Below are 22,599 nucleotides of genomic sequence, written 5' to 3' on the forward strand. Positions count from 1 at the left end.
ACCACCTCATGAAACCGACCCCGATCAGCCGCCGACGGCTGCTTCCATTCGCCGTTCCACTCGTAGCAGCCTTGGCTCTTGCCGGCTGCAGCTCCTCCGGCACGGCGAAAGCCGCCGGCCCTGTCACGATCACCCTCGCCACCGAGACCCGCTTCGGCAAGACCAGCGCCTACCAGGACATCATCGACGCGTTCAACAAGAGCAATCACGAGGGCATCACCGTTCGGTTGCAGGAGATCCCCACCGACAGCTATTCCCAGACGGTCCGGACGCAATTCCAGGCCGGAAACGCACCCGACGTCGTCTGGGGTTCGCCGGGCACGGGGTCGGGCAATTCGCTTGGCGTCTTCGCCAAAGCCGGGCAGCTCGTCGATCTGTCGAAGGAATCCTGGGCCACCGCCACAGTTCCGAAGAGCGCGCACGACCTCTACTACCAGGGTGCTGCTCTCACCGCTGTTCCCGTCGACATCGCGCCGATCTCCGAGGTGATCAACTCGACTGCGTTCACGTCGGCCGGAATCAAACCGGCTTCCACCTTCGCCGAGCTTCTGAAGCAGTGCACCGCAGTCCCCGCCGCGGGGGGAACCTCCCTTTTCGGACTCGCCGGGGCGCAATCCAGCAACACCGGCCTGGCCGCTCTGCAACTCGCCGCTTCCCGCGTTTACGCGGCACAACCGGACTGGAACGCCAAGCGGTCCGCTGGCAAGGTGACGTTCGCCGGGTCATCGGGGTGGAAGTCGACGCTGGAGGCCTTCGTGAAGATGAAGGACTCGGGATGCTTCCAGCCAGGCTCGGAGGGGGGTTCCCCGGAGACGGTGACCCCGGTGTTCGCGTCAGGGAAGATCCTCTCGATCTTCGCGCCGGCGGGAATCGCTTCCCAGCTCGCTCAGCTTGCACCGAGCGCCACGATCTCGGTCGCAGCCCTACCCGGTGTGAAGTCGAGTGACACCTTCCTCTTCGCATCCCCGACCAACGCTCTGGCCATCAACGCGGCCGGCAAGCACATCGACGCGGCGAAAGCGTTGCTGAAGTTCTGGACGGAGCCACAGAACCTGGACGCGTTCGCCAAAGCGAACGGCAACCTCTCACTGACCACGGTCTTGAACGGTTCGCACGTGCCGGACCAGTACGCGAGCTTGGAGCCGTACCTAACCAACCCCGAGCGCAACGCACCCTTGCCCAACCTGCTGTGGCCCAACGCGTCCGTCTACGACGCGCTCGGCACCGGTGTCCAGGGTCTGCTGACCGGTCAGACCACCGTGTCGCAAGTCCTCCAGTCCATGGATGCGGCATGGGGATGAAGGCGCGTCGGATGACATGCTGCATGCTCGGGCTCGTGCCATGACCAGCCAGACAAAGGGCGTCACACTCGACTCCGCACACCCGACCGGGGCTGGCGATCTCGGCCGGGCGGTGCGCCGCAGTAGGCGCGCGCAGAAGCAGGCCACCGGTCGTCGTTCGGCGACCTGGTGGTGGGCCGCGCCGGCTGTCGTCCTGACCATCGGCGTCCAGTACTTGGGTGTCGGAGCGGGGTCGGTGTTCGCGTTCACCGACTGGAGCGGTCTCGGCGCCTTCAATTTCGTCGGATTCGACAACTTCGCGGGCGCCTTCAGGTCTCCCGAGACAGTTCAAGCTCTCTGGAACACGCTGCTGCTGGCCGTCTGCTTCGTCGTCCTCACGAACGTGTTCGGTCTGGGACTGGCGTTGGCGCTCAATCGCACGTTGAAGAGCCGATACGTCCTTCGCGTACTGATCTTCTTGCCGGTCGTGCTCAGCCCACTCGGCGTTGCGTACGTGTGGAAGTTCATCTTCCAGCCGAACGGCCCACTCAACGAGGTGCTCCGAGCGGTAGGTCGGGACTCGTGGGCGGTGGCCTGGCTCGGCGATCCCCATACGGCGATCTGGACCATCGTCGTCGTGGTGGTGTGGCAGAACATCGGCCTGACGATGGTGATCTACCTGGCCGGTCTGGCCACAGTGCCCGCGGAGCTGGAAGAGGCCGCTGCGGTCGACGGAGCCTCGGCGTGGGCCCGATTCCGTCGGATCGTCCTGCCGCTTCTTCGGCCGACGGTCGTCATAGCGTCGGCCCTCACACTGATTCAGGGTCTGCGGATCTTCGACCAGGTGCTGGCGCTGACCGGGGGCGGCCCATTCAACTCGACCCAGACGCTCGCGACCCTCGTCTACAAGGAGACCTTCGTCAACGGGAGGTTCGGCTACGGGTCGGCCCTGTCGCTGATCCTGACCCTTTTGATCGTCGTGGCAGCGGTGCTCCAGGTCACCCTGCTGCGTCAACGAGAGGACTGACCATGCATCGCTATGGGAGCCGCGGGTTCGCACTGGAGATCGTCACGATCATTGTCGCCATGGTGCTGATGATCCCGTTCTATTTCCTCCTCAACGTTTCGTTCAAAGGCAATTCCGACGCCTTCCTGTCGTCGGCGATCGCCCTGCCTCGCGCGCCGAGCGTGTCCGCATTCGGCGACGCGTGGGCGGGTTCCGCGACCGGGAGCATCCCCGGAGGACTGATCAGCAGCGTGATCGTGACGGCAGGCAGTCTCATCGTGCTCATCGCCTTCGGATCCATCGCGGCCTATACGATGGCTCGCCTGCCCGGCCGGCTGAGCAACACCCTGTACATCCTGTTCCTGGTCGGCATCATCCTTCCGTTTCAATTGGGGATGGTGCCGGTCTACGTCGTCCTGCGCACGGTGGGTCTTGTCGGGAGTCCTTTCGGGTTGATCGTGTTGTACAGCGGACTTCTCATGCCCCTGGTCGTCTTCCTCTACACCGGATTCGCGCGGTCCCTCCCTCGTGAATACGAAGAGGCGGCGCAGATGGACGGCTCCTCACGACTCCAGACCTTCCTTCGCATCATCTTTCCGCTGCTCGCCCCCGCCACCGGAACCGTGGCGATCCTCGCGGGTCTCATCATCTGGAACGACTTCTTCACGCAGTTGATCTTCCTCTCGGGGTCAGCGAACGCCACACTTCCCGTCGTCATCTATGGATTCGTCGGTGCCAACGTGTCGACGTGGAACGTCATCTTCGCGGGGATCATCGTGTCGATGATCCCTGTGCTGGTGTTCTACGTCTTCGCGCAGCGCAAGTTCATCCAGGGCTTCGCCGGGGGCATCAAGAGCTGACGAGCCCACACGATTGCACCTTCTCTTCGCTGTTCTGCCACGCCTCTTGTGCCCGAGTTCGCCAGACATCGATTGCCCCGCACTTGCGGTGCGTGACGTCATCAAGGTCCTTGTTGAAGAGAAGCAACCCAAAGGGCGAGAGCGACTCCAGGTGATCTCAATGGCGGCGTTTCAATCACTGAGCGCGAAGGTAGTGCGTCAGTGGAGCTCCGCTATCGGCGGTCCGCCACCGATTCGCGACTGATGAACAGGGTGGGCAGCGACGGTGCATGCTCTTCGTCGCGTTCTTGGATCTCCACGAGGAGTCGGTGCGTGCCCGCCTCGCCCAGTTCACGCAGAGGGCTCTTGATGGTGCTCAGAGCAGGAGTGGGAAGGTCCGCTCCGAAAATGTCGTCGAAGCCGATGATGCTGAGCTCGCGCGGTACCTCGACGCCGTGCTCGCGCGCTGCCCGCAGTAAGCCCAGCGCCACGAGGTCGTTGTATGCGATGACGGCGCTCACGTCGGCGGCGAGCACACGAGGAAGCGCCTCTGCTCCGCCCTCCCGGGTGGGGGCCGTCGAGGCGATCTCCACGATCGACATGTCGCGCTCGACGGCGTACGCGAAGAGGGTGCGCCATCGCACGTCGTTCATCCAGGATGCGTCGGGCCCGGAGAGGTAGGCGATGCGGCGGTGCCCGAACTCCTGGAGCTGGTCGAGGGCGGCACCGATACCGGGACGCGGGTCCGGGATCACCGAGGTCACGCCTGGCACCAGCCGGTTGGCGATGATGACCGGTTTGATGGAGGCCAGGGCGGTGATCTGATCGTCGGTCAGGCGCGAGGCGACGAGGAACAGTCCATCGACGGAGGTCTGCAGTCGCTCGGCCGTCGCGAGCTCCAGTTCCGGCGACTCCTGCGACTCGGCGAACACGAGCGTCAGACCGTTCGCGGTGGCGACGCGCTCGGCGCCCCGGACGACGTCGAAATACACCGGGTTGGTGATGTCCGACACCAGCAGGGCGAGGGTCCCGGTTTTGCCGGTGGGCAGGGCTCGCGCCATCGGATTGATTCGGTATCCGAGCTCGTCGGCGGCGTCGCGGATACGGCGTTCGGTGGCTTCCTTGAGTCGTCCCGGCTTGTTCAGCGCGCGGGATACGGTCGAGGGGCTCACGCCGGTGGCCTTTGCGATGTCGTAGATGGTCGCCGGCGGCTTGCGGACGCTTATGCGGACCGGCACCGATGCCTCAGTTTCGCTCACGGGGCTCCCTCTACGATACGACGTCATTGTTCCGGCAAGCGGTTGGCACAGTCTAGCGGAAATGTAACGCTGGAGGCCTCGGTGCGCCCCCCGATGCCGTTTGGTCAGCGCAGGCAGTGGTGTACGAGCCGATTCGGCAATCGGTTGACAAAAATCCGTTAGCGCGGTGAAATGGGCCAATGCACCCGCCGCAACGTCGCGACCCCGATCGCCTTCTTCCCGCAGATCCGCGTACCCGGGACATTGCGCGCGACCTTTATCTGCGCGTGGCGAATGCTCCGGTCGTCTCGCCGCATGGTCACGTCCCGGTCGAATGGCTGGCGGAGGGTCAGCGGTTCCGCGACCCGGCCGACCTCCTCGTCACATACGACCACTACGTGACGCGCTTGCTCCACGCGGGAGGTGTCGATCTGGAACAGCTCGGCGTCGCTGGCGGCGCCGACCCGCGGGCGGTGTGGCGGCTGCTCGCTGAGAAGTGGCACCTCTTCGCCGGTACCGCCTCCGGCTACTGGCTGGAGGAGGCACTGAGTTCGGTGCTGGGGGTGGACCGCGAACTCAGCCCGGCGAACGCGGACGCGATCTATGATCAGATTTCCGGCCGTCTCGCGGAGTCCGATTTCACCCCGCGGGCCCTGTTCGAACGATTCGGCATCGAGGTGCTCGCCACGACGGACGACCCGTTCGCCGAGCTCGCACAGCACGACGCGCTACGGGATTCGGGGCTCCGGGTCGTGCCGACGTTCCGGCCTGACAAGTACCTTGACCCTGACGCGGGTGGATTCGCCGAGAACGTCGACCGTCTTCTGGCGGTCGCGGGACAACCCGCGACGTTCGCCGGCTATCTGGCGGCGCTGGAGGGACGTCGTCGCCACTTCATCGATCACGGCGCGGTGTCCGCCGACCACGGTGTCGAGGATCCCCTCGCGCTGGACCTGCCGCCCGACGACGCCCAGCGGCTGTTCGCGGAGGTCATCGCGGGGACGGCGGGCGCCGACGGAAGGCGTGCATTCCGGGCCCACATGCTGTTTCAGATGGCCCGCATGAGCGTGGACGACGGACTCGTGATGACCGTTCACGCCGGGGTTCTGCGTAATCACCACACCGAGACGTTCGAGCGCTTCGGTCCGGATACCGGCCACGACATCCCGGTGCGCACCGACTTCGTCCGTGGCCTCCGGCCGCTCCTGCAGCGGTTCGGGAACGCCGACGGGTTTCATCTGGTGCTCTTCGCCGTCGATGAGACGGTGTACTCGCGGGAGCTCGCCCCCTTGGCGGCCTTCTACCGGAGCGTGTACATCGGGGCGCCGTGGTGGTTCCTGGACGCGCCGGACGCGATCGGCCGGTTCCGGTCCGCGGTGACGGAGACCGCGGGGTTCTACCGCGGCTCTGGATTCATCGACGACACCCGTGCCTTCCTCTCCATCCCGGCACGTCACGACACGGCACGGCGCGCGGATGCCGCCTTCCTCGCGCGCTACGTCGCCGAGGGCCGGATCGCCCTGGGGGTCGCCGAGAGGATTGCCGACGACCTGGTCGGACCGTTGCCGAAGAGGGTCTTCAAACTGTGACTGCCGCATCTGCCGCCCCGCGTCTCACGCACCACGCGCTACCGCACCCCGAGAGAACTCCACCGGTCCGGATCGTGCACCTCGGGCTCGGTGCCTTCCATCGCTCCCACCAGGCCTGGTACACCGCGCACGCCGCGGACGCCGACCAGTGGGGGATCGCGGCGTTCACGGGGCGACGGCCGGGTGCGGCAGAACTCCTCGCCGCGCAGGGGTGCGTCTACACGCTGGTCGAGCGCGGCCCAGAGGATGACCGGTTCGAGCTCATCGGGAGCATCGTGGAAGCGTCAGCCGGCGACGACGTCCCCGGCTTCGTCGCCACCTTCGCGTCTCCGCAGGTCGCCATCGTCACGCTGACCATCACGGAAGCGGGATACCGGGTGGATGCCACCGGTGCACTGGATCTGGATGATCCCGATGTCCACTCGGATATCGCGCTTCTCCGCGACATGCTCGAGACGCACGAACTCCGTGCGGCGGGCGCCGGGGCAGGACCGCGAACGGTTCTCGGCCGCCTGCTGCTCGGACTGCATCATCGCCGGCTGGCGGATGCGCCGCCGATCGCCATCGTGCCCTGCGACAACCTGCCCGAGAACGGGCCCCTGATCCGTCGCGCCCTCGGCCGGCTGGCGCAGGAAGTCGACCCCACGCTGGCGGACTGGCTCCCGCTCGGAACGTCGTTCGTGTCCACGTCGGTCGACCGCATCACGCCCCGCCTCGGTCCGGACGACCGGACGCTGGTCGCCACGGCCACGGGCTGGTTCGATGAGACGCCCGTTGTGACCGAACCGTTCGCCGACTGGGTGCTGGCGGGCGACTTCCCGTCCGGCCGCCCGCAGTGGGAGACCGCTGGCGCCCGCTTCGTGGACGACATCACCCCGTGGGAGGCGCGGAAACTCTGGATGCTGAACGGCGCCCACACACTGCTCGCGTCGTCCGGCCGGTTGCGCGGGCACGCGACTGTTGCAGAGGCGTTTACGGACCCGGTCTGCCGCGCCCAAGTCGACGAGTTGTGGGAGGAGGCTGCGCGAAACCTTCCGAGCGTCGAGACCATCGAGTACCGGCAGGCCCTCGCGGAGCGGTTCGCGAACCCGCGGATCGTCCACCAACTCGACCAGATCGCCGAAGGGTCCCGCACCAAACTGCGGCTCCGCATCGTGCCGGTTGCCCTGGCGGAGCGGGAAGCAGGTCACAGCGCCGTCGGCGCCGCAACCGCCATCGCCGCATGGACCCTTCGGGAGGCGGCCAGCGCCGACCTGCTCTCGACCGTTCGTGAGCTCGCTCCCGAACTCGCGGAGGACGAGGAATTCGTGAAGACCATCCACGACATCCGGTCGGCCATCGAGGCCGCCTGGGCACCCGAGAAAGTAGGAACGAATCGATGACGACCTTCCCTGACGGCTTCCTCTGGGGCGCCTCCACCGCGCCGCACCAGATCGAGGGCAACAACCTCAACAGCGACTTCTGGGCCAACGAGGGCCGCGTCCCGGGCATGGAGCGCAGCGGCGACGCGTGCGACAGCTATCACCGCTACCGCGAAGACATGCAGCTTCTCGCCGACGCGGGATTGAACAGCTACCGCTTCGGCATCGAGTGGGCGCGGATCGAGCCCGAGCCAGGCCTGATCTCGCGTGCCGAGCTGGCGCACTACCGCCGGATGATCGATACGGCGAACGAGCTGGGCATCACGCCGTTCGTCACCTTGCACCACTTCACGAATCCGCGGTGGTTCGCCGAGCAGGGCGGCTGGACCGCGCCGGGAGCGATCGACCGATTCCGCTCTTACGTCGAGACGGCGACGACCATCCTTGACGGCGTGGAATGGGTGGCCACCATGAACGAGCCCAACATGCTCGCGATGATGACCGGTATGGCTGTCTTGATGCAGCAGGCGCAGGAGAACGGCGAAGGGTGGCAGAGCCCGACCGTCGACACGGACGGGCCGCGCCCGGCCCTGCCGGCTCCCAGTCCGGAGATCGGACGGATCTTCGTGGAGGCGCACCACGCCGTCCGTGACATCGTCCGGGAACGCACCGGAGCGAACGTCGGCTGGACGGTCGCGAACCGGGCGTTCGAGACCCGGCCGGGCGGCGGGGAGAAGCGCCGCGAGCTCGAGTACATCTGGGAGGACCTCTACCTCGAGGGCTCGCGGGGCGACGACTTCGTGGGCGTGCAGTCGTACTCGGCGCAGTGGGTGAACGCGGACGGCATCGAGCCGCACCCGCAGCATCCCGACAACACGCTGGTGGGCACCGCTTACCGGCCGGACGCGCTCGGGATCGCGGTGCGGCACACAGCCGAGGTCACGGGTGGGGTGCCGATCGTCGTCACTGAGAACGGCATCGCGACGCACGATGACTCTCGCCGTATCGCGTACACGGACGAAGCCCTCCACCATCTCGGTGCGGCGATGGCGGACGGGGTGGATGTGCAGGGTTATCTGCACTGGTCGCTGCTCGACAACTACGAGTGGGGCCACTGGGAGCCGACGTTCGGCTTGATCCAAGTGGACCGCGAGACCTTCGTGCGCACGCCGAAGCCGAGCTTGGGCTGGCTGGGCGATGTGGCGCGCCGGAACGGGCGGGTGGAACGCGCCGCCTGACAGACGGAAACGGAAGAGGGCGCCGGCGGATCCACCGCCGGCGCCCTCTTCTCTGTGTGCCGGTCAGGCCGCCGACGACACCGTGAACCGGCCGGGACCGACCTGAATCGAGCGGCCGTCGGGGAGGACGATGGTTCCGGTCGTGGCGGGAGGGACCGCGCCGGAGACGGTGATCCGTCCGTCTTCGATGCGCCAGGACGCCTCGATCGTTCCCTGCGGTGTACGGTACGAGCCCTCGGCCCAGGTGACGCCGCCGCCGGGAACGGGACGCAGGAGGAACGACTCCCAGGCGACCGAGTCCGGAGCCTGGTCGAGACCCAGGAGGTGGGTGTGGAGGAAGCGCACCACGGCGCCCTTCGAGTAATGGTTGAGCGAGGCGAAGGCGCGACCGTCCTCATCCACGCCGTCCCAGTCCTCCCAGATCGTCGTCGCGCCGCGGTCCAGCATCCCGAGCCAGGAGGGGGAGGTACGCTGGAAGAGCACCTCGTAGGCGACATCGGCGTGCCCGGTTTCGACGAGGACCGGGAGCAGGTCCGCGGTCGACAAGAACCCGGTGCCCAGGTGATTGCCCGCACGTCGGATGAGCTCGACGAGGCGATCCGCCGCCCGCGATCGCAGGTGGTCCGGAATGAGCCCGAAGCTCAGCGCGCGCACGTACGCCGCCTGCGTGTCCTTCACCGTGCGACCGTCCGCAGGGAGGAACTCGGTGCGCCACGCGTCGCGCACGTGCTGCGCTTCGTCCGTGTAGCGCGCGGCATCGCCCTCGCGGCCGAGGATCGCTGCGATGCGCGCGAGCGTGGTGGTGGAGCGGTACAGGTAGGCGGTGCCGACCTCGCCCTTGTCCTCCATGAACCAGGCCATCGGGTTGTCTTGCAGCGGGTCGACGAGTGAGCCGTCCGCCGCGCGCTCCTTCGGTTCGCACCACTCGCCCCAGTGGAAGGAACCGTCCCACAGATACTGCTCGTGCGGGAGCGGTTCGGGGGAACGCTGCACGCGCGACGGATGGCGGCAGGTGCGCGCGGTGTCCAGAGCCCACTCCACCCAGCGGGTCATCGCATCCCAGTTCGCCGCGAGCTCGTCGCGGTCGCCGTAGGTCTCGTAGAGGATCCACGGGACGTGGATGATGGCGTCGCCCCATCCTGCCGACCCGGTCATCTGAGCGACCTGCAGGTCGGGGTGGTGCTTGACCTGGCGACCGTCGGGCGAGAAGTTTGCGATGCGGCCGTCGTCCAGCTGGTCGTCGCGCACCGACTGCAGCCATTTCCGGGTGAAGCCGTGCACGTCGAACAGCCGGACGGCGGTGGAGGCGAAGACCTGGTAGTCGCCGGTCCAGCCGATTCGTTCGCGCTGCGGGCAGTCGGTGGGGATGTCCACGGCGTTCCCGCGGAAGCTCCAGTTCGCGATCTCGTACAGCCGGTTGAGGTCGTCGTCGCTGCACCGGAACGAACCCGCCGGGGCCAGGTCTGTGTTGACGACCTGCATCGTGATCGCATCAGCCGACAGGGGTAGGTCGCCGCGCTGGATGCGTGCGTACTGAAAGCCGTGGACGGTGTGCCGCGGCTCGAATGCCGACCCATCGGAGCCGTCGGAAACGACCTCGTCGCGTTGGTCGAGGACCACCAGGCCGTCGCCTTCGCGCTCCGAGTCGAGATGCGACATGTCGAGATCGCCGGACGAGTCGAGGTGCTCGCCGTGCTCGATCGAGGTCCGGGAGCCGCGCGGACCGAGATCGGTCAGGCGCGTCCATCCCGAGGCGTTCTGTCCGAAGTCGGCGATCCAGGAGCCCGAGTCGAGCCGGGTGAGCCAAACGGGCGGGCGTACTTCGACGCGTCGAACTGGCGGTGCGGGCGACCAGCTGATCGGGGGCGCCGTAACGGCGCCGACACGCACAGGCCCGAGCTGGGAGGGCTCGACGGTGAGATCGGTCGCCTGGCCGTCCATGAGTCCGGCTCGGACGATGGGTGAGGTCCAGCTGGTCCAGGATCCGTCGGTTCGGACGGTCTCGGTCGTCCCGTCCTCGAAGAGCAGGTGCAGCTCGGCGCGGGCAGCGACGTCGTCCCCGTCGGTCCAGGCGGCGCGTGCGTGGAAGGCGCCCACCTGGCCCTGGTACCAGCCGTCGGTGAGCACGAGTTCCAGGGTGTTCTCGCCGACGTTCAGCGACGGTGCCACATCCGCGGCCTGGGCGTACACCGTCTTGTCGTACGAGGTGGAGCCGGGCGAGAGCTCGGCCGCGCCGACCCGGCTCCCGTTGACGAATGCCTCGTAGACGCCGAGCGCGGTCGAGTAGAGACGCGCGCGGCGAAGGGGGCGATCGACGGCGAAGCTTCGGCGGAGGGAGTGGCCGGGCCGCTTTCCGAAGACGACATCAGACGGTGTAGGAGGCGAGATCCAGTCGGCGCTCCAGTCGGCGTCGAGCAGGCCGGCCTCGAACACGTGCTCCTCACTCCACGTGCCCCCCGGGACGCGCACACGCCAGCGGACGCGCTCGCCGCTCTGCAACGGACGCCACGGCCACGAGTTGAGGCGGTGGCCCGCTGCGCTGACCGGTTCGAGGGAGACGTCGTCGATGGTGGCGTGGAGCTCGTAGCCGTCGGCGCCGTCCAGCGGCAGCCAGGAGAGCCGGGGGCGATCAGCAGACACCGGGAACTGGTCACCGCCTGCGTCGATTCGTAGCCCACTGGGTGCCGTCTCGGTCATCGGCGTCATCGCCTCCATATTGCGTGAGTTGCGGAGTTCGCAGTGCCATTATGGCAATCGCTTGCCGAAATTCCAAAAACCTGCTGTACTAGGTCCACTGACCCCGCAGTGCCGCGTAGGAGAACCATGCTCAGCCCCCGAATCACCCCCACCCGAGAGGTCGTCGCCCTCGACGGCCTCTGGCGTTTCGCGCTCGATACGGCTACTGGCCCCGAACCCTGGAAGGCGCGCCTGGACACGGCGCTGGAGGTGCCGGTTCCGGCGAGCTACAACGATCTTTTCGTGGATTCATCGATCCGTGACCATGTCGGGGTCGTGTGGTACCAGCGAGACGCCCGGGTGCCTCGTGGCTGGAACGGGGAGCGGATCGTGCTGCGGTTCGGGTCGGTGACCCACGCGGCTGCCGTCTATGTGGACGACCTCCTGGTCGCCGAGCACGACGGCGGCTACACGCCGTTCGAGGCAGATCTCACCAACGTGTTGGAGGCAGGTAGGGAGTTCCGGCTCACCGTCGCGGTGGACAACCGCCTCACCAACCTGACGATCCCGCCGGGCTCTGTCACCGTGGGGCCCGATGGCCGCGAGCGTCAGACCTACTTCCACGACTTCTACAACTACGCCGGTATCGCCCGTTCGGTGAAGCTGTACAGCACCCCCACCTCATACGTCGACGACATCACCGTCGTGACGGGCATCGACGGTACGGCCGGAACGGTCGACTACAGCGTCCGCACCGGTGGCGACGAGGTCGCGGTCCGCGTCCGGGTGCTCGACGAGAGCGGTACTGAGGTCGCCGTGAGCGCCGGCTCCGCCGGCACGATCCGCCTCGAGGACGTTCGTTTGTGGAAGCCGGGCTCTGCCTACCTCTACGACGCTCTGGTCGAGCTGCTCGATGGCGACGAACTCGTCGACAGCTACACGCTGCCGTTCGGGGTGCGGACGGTCGAGGTCCGGGGCACGGAGTTCCTGATCAACGGAGAGCCGTTCTACTTCACCGGTTTCGGAAAGCACGAGGACACCCCGATCCGCGGCAAGGGCCACGACGACGCCTACCTCGTGCACGACTTCCAGCTGCTGGAGTGGACGGGTGCGAACAGCTTCCGGACCAGCCACTATCCGTACGCGGAGGAGGTGCTCGATTTCGCCGACCGCCACGGCATCGTGGTGGTCGACGAGACCGCCGCCGTCGGACTCAACCTCGGCGTGCAGGGCGGTCTCACCGGCATCCCGCCGACACCGACCTTCGCCGAGGAGAATTTCGGCGGCGAGACCAAGAACGTCCACGTGCAGCACCTCCGCGAGCTGATCGCGCGCGACAAGAATCACCCGAGCGTCGTGATGTGGAGCATCGCCAACGAGCCGGCCTCGAATGAGGACGGCGCACGCGAGTACTTCGAGCCCTTGGTGAGCCTCGCCCGCGAGCTGGACCCCACCCGCCCGCTCACCTACGCCGCCGTGATGTTCGCGACGCCGGCGAACGACAAGATCGGCGACCTCTTCGACGTGCTGTCGATCAACCGCTACTACGGCTGGTACGTCTTCACCGGCGACCTGGCAACGGCCGAGACGGTCCTCGAGCAGGAACTTCGCGGCTGGGTGCAGCGGTTCGGGAAGCCGATCATGATGTCGGAGTACGGCGCCGACACTCAGCCGGGCCTCCACTCGGTGTGGGACATGCCCTGGACGGAGGAGTACCAGACCGACCTGCTCGCCGCCTACCACCGCGTCTTCGACCGCATCCCCGAATTCGTGGGCGAGCACATCTGGAACTTCGCCGACTTCATGACCGGGCCCGGCATCCATCGGGTGGACGGCAACAAGAAGGGCGTCTTCACCCGCGACCGCAAGCCGAAGGGGGCCGCCTTCTCGCTACAGAGCAGATGGCGCGGCCTCGACGGTCGCAAACCCGGCAGCACCGACTGACCGACTCCCGCACGATTTCAAGGAACCATCAATGCGCATCGACAAAGCCGAAGTCATCGTTACCAGTCCGGACCGGAACTTCGTGACGCTGAAGCTCACCACCGATGACGGTCTGACCGGGCTCGGCGACGCCACGCTCAACGGCCGCGAGCAGGCGGTCGTCGCCTACCTCGCCGAGCACGTCGTCCCGTTGCTGATCGGCCGGGACGCCTCCCGGATCGAGGACACCTGGCAGTTCCTCTACCGCAGCGCCTACTGGCGGCGGGGTCCGGTGACGATGGCATCCATCGCCGCGGTGGATATGGCGCTGTGGGACATCAAGGGCAAGGCCGCCGGGATGCCGGTGTACCAGCTTCTCGGCGGCGCGTCCCGCGAGGGCCTGCTGGCGTATGGTCACGCGTCGGGCCGCGACCTCCCCGAACTGTTCGACAGTGTGCGCGAGCACCAGGAGAAGGGGTATCGGGCGATCCGCATCCAGTCGGCGGTGCCCGGCCTGAAGTCGATCTACGGCATCGCGTCGAATGCCACCTACGAGGCCAATCAGGGTGTGCGGTACGACCACGAACCGGCGCAGCGTGGTGGGCTGCCGAACGAGGAGGACTGGGACACCCGCTCGTATCTGCGGCACATGCCCACGGTGTTCGAGGCGGTCCGCAACGAGTTCGGCCCGGAGGTGCCGTTGCTGCATGACGGGCATCACCGGATGACGCCGATCCAGGCCGCCCAGCTCGGCAAGTCCCTGGAACCGTATGACCTGTTCTGGCTGGAGGACTGCACCCCGGCCGAGAATCAAGAGGCACTGCGACTGGTGCGCCAGCACACCACGACACCGCTGGCGATCGGGGAGATCTTCAACACGGTGTGGGATTACCAGCAGATCATCCGCGAGCAACTGATCGACTACGTCCGCAGCGCGGTCACCCACACCGGCGGGATCACGCACCTGAAGAAGGTGCTCGACTACGCCTCGCAGTATCAGATCAAGTCGGGCATGCACGGCCCGACCGACATCTCTCCGGTGGGGATGGCCGCGGCCATGCACCTGGGCCTGGCGATCCACAACTTCGGCATCCAGGAGTACATGCAGCACGGTGAGAAGACCGACGCTGTGTTCCAGCAGTCCTACAGCTGGCACGACGGCTTCCTGCACCCCGGCGAGAAGCCGGGACTCGGGGTCGACCTCGATGTCGACGAGGCCGGGAAGTACCCCTACATCCGCGCCTATCTGCCCTACAACCGTCTCGCCGACGGCACCGTCCATGACTGGTAAGCGCCGCCCGAACACTGTTCACTTGACGAAGGAGTCAACGCAATGCGCAAGTACAGCAATCTCGACACCAAATCCTCCCGCGCCGTACGCGTCGAAGCGACCACCGTCCTGCCGACGACGGCTGGCCCCGCCGCGGGACCGCAGAACCAGGAAGTGAACGGGCCCGACCTCGTCGCACCGCCCCTGAAGCGGGTCAGCGCCAGCTTCCTGTTCTGGATCACGGTGGCGAATTTCGGCGCCAGCCTGGCGTTGATGGTGCCCCTGACGTACTCCCTGGCGGTGCGCGTCACGCAACTGGCCCCCGGTCACGAGGAGGTGCTCGGTTACGTCACGGGCACGGCTCAGCTGATCTATCTCGTCCTCAGCCCATTGCTGGGCGTGTGGAGCGACCGCTTGCGCTCTCCGTTCGGCAGACGGACCCCGTTCATCGTCGTCGGAGGGCTGGTGGGTCTGGTGGCGGTCGCGTTCATCGCTGTCGCCCCCAACATCTTCCTCGTCGGGGTCGGCTGGGTGGTCGGCCTGCTGGGCTGGGCGACAGCCGGTCAGGGAATCCAGACGATGCTCGCCGACCGTGTCCCGGAGGAGCAGCGGGGACGCGCCTCTGCGCTCACCGGGGTGACAACCCAGATCGCGCCGGTGTTCGGCATCGGCATCGCTTACGCGGTGGTGTCGTCCACCCTGATGATCTTCGTTCTCCCGGCAGTCATCGGCCTGGTGCTGATCCTGGCGTTCGTCTTCATCAAGCGCGAGGGGAGCTCACGGGCTATCGTCCGAAACGACGCCATCGGTGTGAAGACGCTGTTCGGCTCCTACGTCTTCAACCCGCGCAAGTACCCGGACTTCGGGTGGAACTGGCTCGGTCGGTTCATCTTCTTCATGGGGCTCTACTTCAACACCACGTTCGGCACCTTCTTCTACGCGCAACGCCTTCATATCCCCGTCATCCAGGTCGCCGGTGTGGTCGCGGCGATCGGGATCATCGGTGTGGTCGCGGCGGCCGGTGGTGCTCTGCTGGGCGGGTTCCTCTCCGACAAGCTGGGCCGCCGCAAGCTCTTCACCCTGATCGGTTCGCTGCTCTTCGTCGCGGGGGCGTGCGTTGAGGCTTTCGCGCATTCGCTGCTCCCCTTGATCATCGGTTCGGTCATCATGCAGCTGGCGATCGCGGCCTTCAGCGTCGTCGATCAGGCCATCGTCTTCGCCGTTCTGCCCAGCCGTGCCGAGGCCGGCCGGTACCTTGCGGTCGTCGCCTTCGCACAGAAGATCCCGAGCGCCATCGCCCCGCTCATCGCGCCCTTGATCATCACCATCGGTGCGGTCGGAGCGGACAAGAACTACACCGCCCTCTACCTGATCGGGGCCGTGTTCGCTCTGATCGGCGGACTCATCATCTTCACCAAGGTGAAGGCGGTTCGCTGACATGATCACCTCAACGCCACCGCCCTCCATTGTGGTGATGGGGGTGTCCGGTTCCGGCAAGACCACGGTCGGCCGGGAGCTCGCACGGCTGCTGCACGTGCCTTTTGTGGATGCCGACGATCTGCACCCACAATCTAATCGGGACAAGATGGCCGGCGGCACGCCGCTGACCGACGACGACCGCCGCCCGTGGCTGCTCACCGTCGGGCAGACCATCCGCGATCAGGTGCAGGCCGGGCGTGGAGTCGTCGTCGCCTGCTCGGCCTTGCGTCGCCCGTACCGGGATGCCATCGCGGAGGAGGCGGGCGCCGCCGTGCGTTTCGCCCACCTCAGCGGTGGGGTGGACCTGATCCGGGAGCGGATGGAGGCGCGCCCCGACCACTTCATGCCGAGCGCACTCCTCGATTCCCAGCTGGAGACGCTGGAGCCCCTCGCCTCCGACGAGAACGGGAGTGTGTTCGCAATCGACGCGCCTCCCGCCGCCGTCGCCGCCCGGGTCCGGGATTGGGCGACTGCCGCCAGCCGAGAGGAAGCCGCCGTATGACCGGCGCCACCGGGAACACCGCCCAGGAGGTGCAGGAGGCCGTGGACGATTCGCTCGGCCGAATTCGGATCTCGTCGGTGCCCCTCCCCGCGTATGTCCGGGCGCCGAGCGCGACCTACACGCCTTCGGGCCGGGTGTTCCTGCTCTTCCGTACAGAGGAAGACCCTGCTGACTGGCTGCGCGCCGCGGTCGTGGACGACGACGGCTCCGACTTCACCGAGATCTTCGCGGGCCCCGTCGAGCGCAAGCGCACGGCCAACGGCATCCGTCACATGCCATACACGGACAACCGCCGCATCCTGCTGGGCGACCACGTGCTCGAGGCGACACCCGATCTCGATCGGGCCGAGACCGTCGAGCTCATCCCGGTCGAGTACCCGTGGAACCTCACTGCGGACCCGCTCACCTCGCACCACTGGTCGGAGATCATCGTCTCGCCCGACGGTGAGAGGATCGCGTGGACCATCCTCCGGACCGACATGACCGCCGTCGTCGCCCTGGGGCGTTTGCGCCGTGACGAGGACCGTTACACGATCGTCGATCCCGTCCTCATCAGCAGCACGGACGCACTCTCGCCCGATCCTGAGCGCGAGGGGTACTTCACGGCGCGACCGATGCTCGGCGGGGAGGTCAAACAATTCGTCAACGGCGGCACGGCGATCTCGGCCGTCGGGGACGGCGGCGCCCCGCTCACCGACTCTGTGGTCCACAACCTCCTGACCGATTCTCTCGAGCCGATCACGCGTGCACCCGGCTACGACGAGACGACCATCTTCTCTCCCGACGAACGGCTCGGCATCGTCATGACCTCCCGGGCGTCGGTGCGTACGAACCCGGCCTTCCTCGGGTTGGTGCCGCGACCGCACGCGACGCTGGTGACCATGCCGATGGCGTGGGCGCTGTACCTGTACGCCGTGGACGGCGTCCGCCGCTTCCGGTCGGGCAATATCGGTCCGGTGCTGATCGACATTGAGCGCTCGAAGACCGATCCCGGCTATGTCGGTGTACCGCTGAACAGTGCGGACGACTCGTGGGTCTACGTTTCGCCGATGTCGTGGCACCCGGACGGACGCCATGCGATGTGGATGGAGATGCGACGTGGCAGCGACGGCGATCTCGGTCCCGAGCTGCGCATCCGCATCGCACAGCTGAGCGACCACACGCCAGGGGAACCGGTGCCCGCCGTCGCGACGCCGGCGACGACGCCCTCAGCGATCGGTGGTCGCGGTGTGGAGCATTTGCTCGGCCGTACCGCCGAGTTCGTGCCGTCCGGGCGCATCGCTGGAGCGCACTCGGGCTACCTCGAGTTCGACCGCTCCTCGGATGGCCGCGGCACCTGGTCCGCGACCTCGCACTATGTGGACTACAGCGACGACGGGCACAATGTCCTCAACGGCGCGGAGCGATCGAACGGGTCGATGATGGGCGGCGCGGTCTACGAGGCTGACCTCGAGCTGACCGGGGATGTCGACGGTGAAATGCGCCTGCGGGCCTCGTGGTCGGGTCTCGACGAGGGGACGCGACTGCTGTTCGGGCAGGACGCCGACGGCCGGCCGCGGAGCCACGGTTTCGCCCGCTACGGCGATACCGTCATGCGGATCGAGGATCTGTCCGAGTAGCGCTGCTGAGGCCGTGCAGGGCGCGAGTGACCGCGGCCCCGGGTGAGATGTCCGAGTCGTCCTGCACGGCCCACCAGGAGAGGGCGCTCATGATCGTGCTCAGGACGGCCGCTCCGGCTGCCTGCGGGACGACATCGTCCGCAGGCAGGTCGAGTCGGCGCGCAAAGTAGGCGACTGTCTGCGCCCGCCATTCCCGGTACGTGTCGGGACGCGTACTCTCCAGCTCGGGCTCGGTGGCGATCAGCCGCATCCTGGCGCGGCCGACGGTGACCTCGTCGGCGTCCTGGTCGAAGACTGCGGCGACGACGGCGGTGATGGCTTCCAGTGGTGGGAGCGTGTCGTCGGCGTGTTCCAGGCCCGCCCGGAGTGCGTCGAGGGACCCTTCGATTCCGCCCCAGACGATGTCGGCCTTGGCGGGGAAGTAGCGGTGGAGCGTCCGGACGCTCACGCCGGTCTCCGCCGCGATCTGCGACATGGTCACCCTCCGGTAACCGTCCCGCTGGAGGACGGCGATGGCGCGCGCCCGCAGGTCGTCTTCGTCTGCGACGGGAGGCCGACCTCCTCTGCTGCGGTTCCCAACCATGATCCGACGCTAGCGGATTGCTCGCAGATAGGTTATGGCATAGTCTGCCAATACCTGTTTCCCCCGCCCTGAGGAGGTCCCTGTGCCCTATCCCTTCGCCGATGTCTCCGGCGTCCCTGTCTCCGAACTGATCTCACTCGACGGACGGCGAGCGGTCGTCACGGGAGGAGCCCAGGGCCTGGGCAAGGCCATCGCATCCCGCCTTGGCGAGGCCGGGGCCGACCTCCTGATCGTCGATCTCAACGAAGAACTCGCCCGCGCGGCCGCTGCCGACCTCGCCGAGCGCCACGACGTCACTGCGATCGGAACGCGCGCCGATGTCTCCGATACCGCCTCCGTCATCGCAGCCGCGGACCTCGCCGTCTCGGAGCTCGGGGGCCTCGACATCTGGGTGAACAACGCCGGCCTGTTCCCCAATGCACCTGTGCTCGAGATGCCGGACGACATGTGGGACCGCGTCTTCGCTGTGAACGCGCGCGGCGTGTTCCTCGGCTCCCGGGAAGCGGCCCGCCGGATGGCCGCCGACGGCTCAGGCGGAGTCATCGTCAACATCATCTCGACCGCAGGTTTCCAGGTCGCGTTTCCGGGGATGGCCGCGTACGTCAGCTCGAAGCACGCAGCGCGGGGGCTCACGAAATCGCTGGCCGTGGACCTGGCGCCACTCGGTGTACGTGTGCTGGGCGTCGCCCCGAGTTTCGTGCCGACCGAGGGCAACATGGCGGCGGGCGAGGCTGCGGCGGAGCAGGCGGCTGCGGCCGGCATCGAGCTGCCGCCGCTCGATGTCATGACGCACAGCCGCATCGGTCGCCTCGGCACGCCGGACGACATCGCCCGCGTGGTGCTGTTCGCGGCGAGCGACCTGTCGCTGATCATGACCGGCAGCACGCTGCTGGCGGACGCGGGGGAGACGCTGTAGGCCTCAGTCGCGGTGTTGCGTCGCCCGATCGATCTCGTCCATCGTGACGCCGAGGATCCGCTCGATCAGTAGCTCCAATTCGGTTGCGATGTCGAAGTCCTGCTCGGCGAGCCATTGGAGCTGAAGGCCCTCCCAGGCTGTGTGGATCCAGCGGGATGCACGGTGGGGGTCGATCGCCGTATCGATGAGGCCGGCGGCCTGCAGGCGTCGGATGCTCTCCTCCATGCGCTCATCACCGGCGCGCCAGCGCTCCTTGAAGTACTCGTGCGCGGGATGAGACGGGTCGCTGGATTCCCCGAACATCGCCGTGTGGAGCCGGACGACGTTGATGCGCCGCAGGCTCTCGGCAGCGCGGGCCGGTGCCCGTCGAACGGACTCGCCGAGCGGCATCGTCGACCACTCGAACTCGTCGGAGAGTCGGAGGGCGGCGAGCAGGAGGTCGTCCTTGGTGGGGTAGTGGTACAGCACGCCGGGCTCGCTCAGGCCCGCCCGCTGGGCGACGTCGGCGGTGATGAGGGCGGTATGCCCCTTCTCGAGAACGATCTCGAGGGCTGCCTCCGCAATGGCCCGGCGGCGTTCCTTCGTCTTGGCGTAGCTGCCGCGCCGGCCCCGGACGCCGACCGTATTCGTCATGCCGAAACCCTAGCCCAAACTTTCTTAAAACTATCAGCGACTAAGAATTGACATCCTCGAGTCGCACTGGATACCATCCACATGCGAACTCTATAAGAGACTCAGGGTTCAAGTCTCGCAATCCCATTCCACATGGCCAGGGCGGATCGCCCCGGCGTCTTTCAAAGGTGAGGACGAATGCTTCCACGCAAGTTGAATCGATCCAAAGTCAATCGGCGGATGGTCCTGGCAGCGGGCGCGACCGTCGCCGCTGCGGCCCTGCTGCTGACCGGGTGCAGTGGCAGCAGCCCTGCCGCCACTCCCTCCGCGACGGCGGAGAAGAACGTGCACCTGACGTTCCTCAACCAGTCCCGCGGCCAGGAGGCGGTGCTGAACGAGCTCGCCAAGAAGTACGGCGAGGACACCGGCGTCACCGTCACCATCGACACGCCGGGCCCGGTCGACTACCTGCCGAAGCTCCAAGCGGATGCGCAGTCCAAGCAGATGCCCGACATCTACTCGTCGTTCAACCCGGTCTCCATGGCCCCCTTCTACAAGGCCGGCTGGGCGCTCGACCTGACCAAGGACCTGAAGGGCGACTGGAGCAAGAACTTCACCCCCGAGGTGATCAAGCTCGCCACCTTCGCGAAGGGCAACAACCTGGGCGTGAAGCCGGGCATCTACACGGTGCACTGGGAGAACCAGGCATACGGTCTCATTTCCGACTCGGCGAACTCCGGGATCACGGCGTCCACGCCGCCGAAGACGGTGTCCGACCTCATCAAGCAGCTGGCCGCCAGCAACAAGAACCCCAACGGCGGCTTCTCGGTCGCCGCATCCCTCACGCCCCAGTTCGTTCAGTACCTGGCCTCGAACTGGCTGACGGACAAGCAGATCAACGACACCTTCGCCGGCGACTACAAGTGGACGTCCGACGGATGGGCCAAGGCGTTCCAGGTGATCGCCGACCTCAAGAAGGCGGGCGCCATCCAGGGCGGTTCAATCCCGGGCGGTTCGACGGACAACCCCACCGTGGAGACCAACTTCTTCACCAAGCACAGTGTGGGAACGATCTTCGACGCATCGCCCGGCGTCTCCGTGGCCCACAAGACGGCTCCGGACTACACCGCGTTCTTCTCGCTGTCGCTGCCGAAGGCATCTGACGCCAAGTACAGCCCCCGCTCCCCGGGCGTCCCCGGAAAGGGCGCCGTCATCAACCCGCGCGGTCAGCACGTGCAGGCATCGCTCGACTTCGTGAAGTGGCTCACCCAGCCGGCGCAGCAGGCGGTGTTCGCGAAGGAGGCGTACATCATCCCCACCAGCCCGTCGCTCCTGAGCGGCTCGAAGCTCCCGGACACGCTGACCGGTTTCGCAGCAGCCGCAAAGAACCAGCAGGTCATCCCGAACACGTTCAGCGCCCAGGTCACGGACGCGATCAACCGCGATGTGCAGAGCCTCGTTCTCGGTCAGATGACGGTCAAGGACCTGCTCGCCGACGTCCAGAACGCACAGGACGCCAGCCAGTGACCACCACCCTCAGCACCACACCTGCGCGGCGCTCCCTCGGAGCGCCGCGCAGGCGGCGCCGCATCGCAGGCCGCAAGTCGCTCACCGGCTACCTGTTCCTGGTGCCCGCGATCGCCCTGATCGCCGTGTTCACCCTGGTGCCGTTCGTCGAGTCGATCGTGCTCAGCTTCCAGGCGTGGGACGGCGTCAGCCCGGACACCCCCTGGGTCGGCCTGCTCAACTACCAGGCCGCCTTCAAGAGCGCCCCGTTCTGGGCCTCGATGAAGAATGTCCTCATCTTCGGCGCGGTCGGCTTCATCGTCGGCAATGGCGTCGCCATGGTCATGGCGCTTGCCGTCAACGCCGTCCGCAAGGGCCGCACGTTCTTCCGCACCGTCTACTACCTGCCGAGCGTGCTGTCGGTGGTCGTGGTCGGCATGGTCTTCTCGGCCATGCTGGATCCGCGCTCAGGCGTCGTGAACAAGCTCCTCGGCTGGGTAGGACTGGGATTCCTCCGGCACGACTGGCTGAACGACCCCAACGTCGCGATGCTCGCGGTCATCGGCGTGTTCCTCTGGTTGCACTGGGGTTTCGGTTTCATCCTGTTCCTCGCCGGCCTCCAGGACATCCCGAAGTACCTCTACGAGGCCGCCGAACTCGACGGCGCCCGCGGCTGGGCCAAGTTCCGCTACATCACCTGGCCGCAACTCGCGCCGGTGACCACGGTGGTCAGCCTCCTGACGCTGCTGGCGGCACTGCAGATCTTCGGGACGGTGCAGGTGCTCACCAACGGGGGACCTGGGTACACCACGATGGTGCCCACCCTCCAGATCTTCACGCAGGCCTTCACCTACAACAATTACGGCGCGGCCGCCGCCATGTCGGTGATCTTCGGCGGCGCCCTCATCCTCCTGTCGCTGTTCCAGCTCGGCTTCTCGCGGCGCCGCGCGAACGCCTGAGTG

The 22,599-nt window shown here is 66.9% G+C and carries 18 protein-coding genes; 14 read left to right on the forward strand and 4 right to left on the reverse strand.

Annotated features, from left to right (window positions below):
* Positions 1 to 8 precede the first annotated feature (8 nt).
* The 3 genes from BLR91_RS02460 to BLR91_RS02470 are packed head-to-tail and all read left to right on the forward strand — an operon-like array spanning position 9 to position 3,146.
* Complete coding sequence (locus BLR91_RS02460) at positions 9 to 1,301, forward strand: ABC transporter substrate-binding protein (protein WP_157694680.1); 1,293 nt, start codon at positions 9 to 11, stop codon at positions 1,299 to 1,301.
* Between the two features lie 40 nt (positions 1,302 to 1,341).
* Positions 1,342 to 2,307: a carbohydrate ABC transporter permease gene (locus BLR91_RS02465; RefSeq protein ID WP_089881597.1), complete on the forward strand. Its 966-nt coding sequence runs from the start codon at positions 1,342 to 1,344 to the stop codon at positions 2,305 to 2,307.
* Positions 2,308 to 2,309: 2 nt separating this feature from the next.
* Positions 2,310 to 3,146, forward strand: a complete 837-nt coding sequence (locus BLR91_RS02470) for a carbohydrate ABC transporter permease (RefSeq protein WP_089877358.1) — start codon at positions 2,310 to 2,312, stop codon at positions 3,144 to 3,146.
* A 212-nt stretch (positions 3,147 to 3,358) separates the two neighbouring features.
* On the opposite strand, the gene BLR91_RS02475 is transcribed toward BLR91_RS02470, so the two are convergent.
* The gene (locus BLR91_RS02475; protein WP_172823181.1) at positions 3,359 to 4,384 is read right to left on the reverse strand and encodes a LacI family DNA-binding transcriptional regulator; all 1,026 of its coding nucleotides are present in this window, start codon (positions 4,382 to 4,384) and stop codon (positions 3,359 to 3,361) included.
* A 179-nt stretch (positions 4,385 to 4,563) separates the two neighbouring features.
* On the opposite strand from BLR91_RS02475, the gene uxaC reads away from it, so the two are divergent.
* From uxaC to BLR91_RS02490, 3 genes are read left to right on the forward strand one after another with little or no spacing between them, the layout of a single operon-like run.
* Positions 4,564 to 5,952: a glucuronate isomerase gene (gene uxaC / locus BLR91_RS02480; RefSeq protein WP_089877349.1), complete on the forward strand. Its 1,389-nt coding sequence runs from the start codon at positions 4,564 to 4,566 to the stop codon at positions 5,950 to 5,952.
* Positions 5,949 to 7,334, forward strand: coding sequence for a mannitol dehydrogenase family protein (locus BLR91_RS02485; protein ID WP_089877346.1), 1,386 nt, complete (start codon positions 5,949 to 5,951; stop codon positions 7,332 to 7,334). Before uxaC ends, BLR91_RS02485 begins: the two co-directional genes overlap by 4 nt.
* Positions 7,331 to 8,551, forward strand: a complete 1,221-nt coding sequence (locus tag BLR91_RS02490) for a glycoside hydrolase family 1 protein (protein WP_089877343.1) — start codon at positions 7,331 to 7,333, stop codon at positions 8,549 to 8,551. The genes BLR91_RS02485 and BLR91_RS02490 overlap by 4 nt, the downstream gene beginning before the upstream one ends.
* Before the next feature lie 63 nt (positions 8,552 to 8,614).
* Here BLR91_RS02490 and BLR91_RS02495 read toward each other — a convergent pair whose 3' ends face one another.
* Positions 8,615 to 11,266, reverse strand: coding sequence for a family 78 glycoside hydrolase catalytic domain (locus BLR91_RS02495; protein ID WP_442911334.1), 2,652 nt, complete (start codon positions 11,264 to 11,266; stop codon positions 8,615 to 8,617).
* A 108-nt stretch (positions 11,267 to 11,374) separates the two neighbouring features.
* On the opposite strand from BLR91_RS02495, the gene uidA reads away from it, so the two are divergent.
* The 5 genes from uidA to BLR91_RS02520 are packed head-to-tail and all read left to right on the forward strand — an operon-like array spanning position 11,375 to position 18,020.
* Entirely contained in the window at positions 11,375 to 13,171 is a 1,797-nt protein-coding gene (gene uidA, locus BLR91_RS02500; protein WP_089877339.1) for a beta-glucuronidase, read from the forward strand.
* Between the two features lie 31 nt (positions 13,172 to 13,202).
* Entirely contained in the window at positions 13,203 to 14,441 is a 1,239-nt protein-coding gene (gene manD / locus BLR91_RS02505; RefSeq protein ID WP_089877337.1) for a D-mannonate dehydratase ManD, read from the forward strand.
* A gap of 42 nt (positions 14,442 to 14,483) precedes the next feature.
* A complete protein-coding gene (locus BLR91_RS02510) occupies positions 14,484 to 15,857 on the forward strand; it encodes an MFS transporter (RefSeq protein WP_089877335.1) in 1,374 nt (457 codons plus the stop codon).
* Between the two features lies 1 nt (position 15,858).
* The gene (locus BLR91_RS02515; protein ID WP_089877333.1) at positions 15,859 to 16,401 is read left to right on the forward strand and encodes a gluconokinase; all 543 of its coding nucleotides are present in this window, start codon (positions 15,859 to 15,861) and stop codon (positions 16,399 to 16,401) included.
* Complete coding sequence (locus tag BLR91_RS02520; protein WP_089877331.1) at positions 16,398 to 18,020, forward strand: hypothetical protein; 1,623 nt, start codon at positions 16,398 to 16,400, stop codon at positions 18,018 to 18,020. The genes BLR91_RS02515 and BLR91_RS02520 overlap by 4 nt, the downstream gene beginning before the upstream one ends.
* On the opposite strand, the gene BLR91_RS02525 is transcribed toward BLR91_RS02520, so the two are convergent.
* Positions 17,992 to 18,603, reverse strand: a complete 612-nt coding sequence (locus tag BLR91_RS02525) for an acyl-CoA-like ligand-binding transcription factor (protein ID WP_089877329.1) — start codon at positions 18,601 to 18,603, stop codon at positions 17,992 to 17,994. The two genes, BLR91_RS02520 and BLR91_RS02525, sit on opposite strands and share 29 nt — an antisense overlap.
* 82 nt (positions 18,604 to 18,685) lie before the next feature.
* Between BLR91_RS02525 and BLR91_RS02530 the strand changes: the two genes are divergently transcribed.
* Positions 18,686 to 19,519 (forward strand): SDR family NAD(P)-dependent oxidoreductase, encoded by an 834-nt coding sequence (locus BLR91_RS02530; protein ID WP_089877326.1) that lies wholly within the window; start codon positions 18,686 to 18,688, stop codon positions 19,517 to 19,519.
* Between the two features lie 3 nt (positions 19,520 to 19,522).
* On the opposite strand, the gene BLR91_RS02535 is transcribed toward BLR91_RS02530, so the two are convergent.
* A complete protein-coding gene (locus tag BLR91_RS02535) occupies positions 19,523 to 20,152 on the reverse strand; it encodes a TetR/AcrR family transcriptional regulator (protein WP_089877324.1) in 630 nt (209 codons plus the stop codon).
* A 219-nt stretch (positions 20,153 to 20,371) separates the two neighbouring features.
* On the opposite strand from BLR91_RS02535, the gene BLR91_RS02540 reads away from it, so the two are divergent.
* The gene (locus BLR91_RS02540) at positions 20,372 to 21,658 is read left to right on the forward strand and encodes an ABC transporter substrate-binding protein (RefSeq protein ID WP_157694678.1); all 1,287 of its coding nucleotides are present in this window, start codon (positions 20,372 to 20,374) and stop codon (positions 21,656 to 21,658) included.
* Positions 21,655 to 22,596 carry a carbohydrate ABC transporter permease gene (locus BLR91_RS02545; protein WP_089877321.1) on the forward strand — a complete coding sequence of 314 codons (942 nt, stop codon included), beginning with the start codon at positions 21,655 to 21,657 and terminating at the stop codon, positions 22,594 to 22,596. Before BLR91_RS02540 ends, BLR91_RS02545 begins: the two co-directional genes overlap by 4 nt.
* Positions 22,597 to 22,599: the final 3 nt, after the last annotated feature.

It is taken from the genome of Leifsonia sp. 466MF, from assembly GCF_900100265.1.
In the GTDB taxonomy this organism is placed as follows: Bacteria; Actinomycetota; Actinomycetes; order Actinomycetales; family Microbacteriaceae; genus Leifsonia.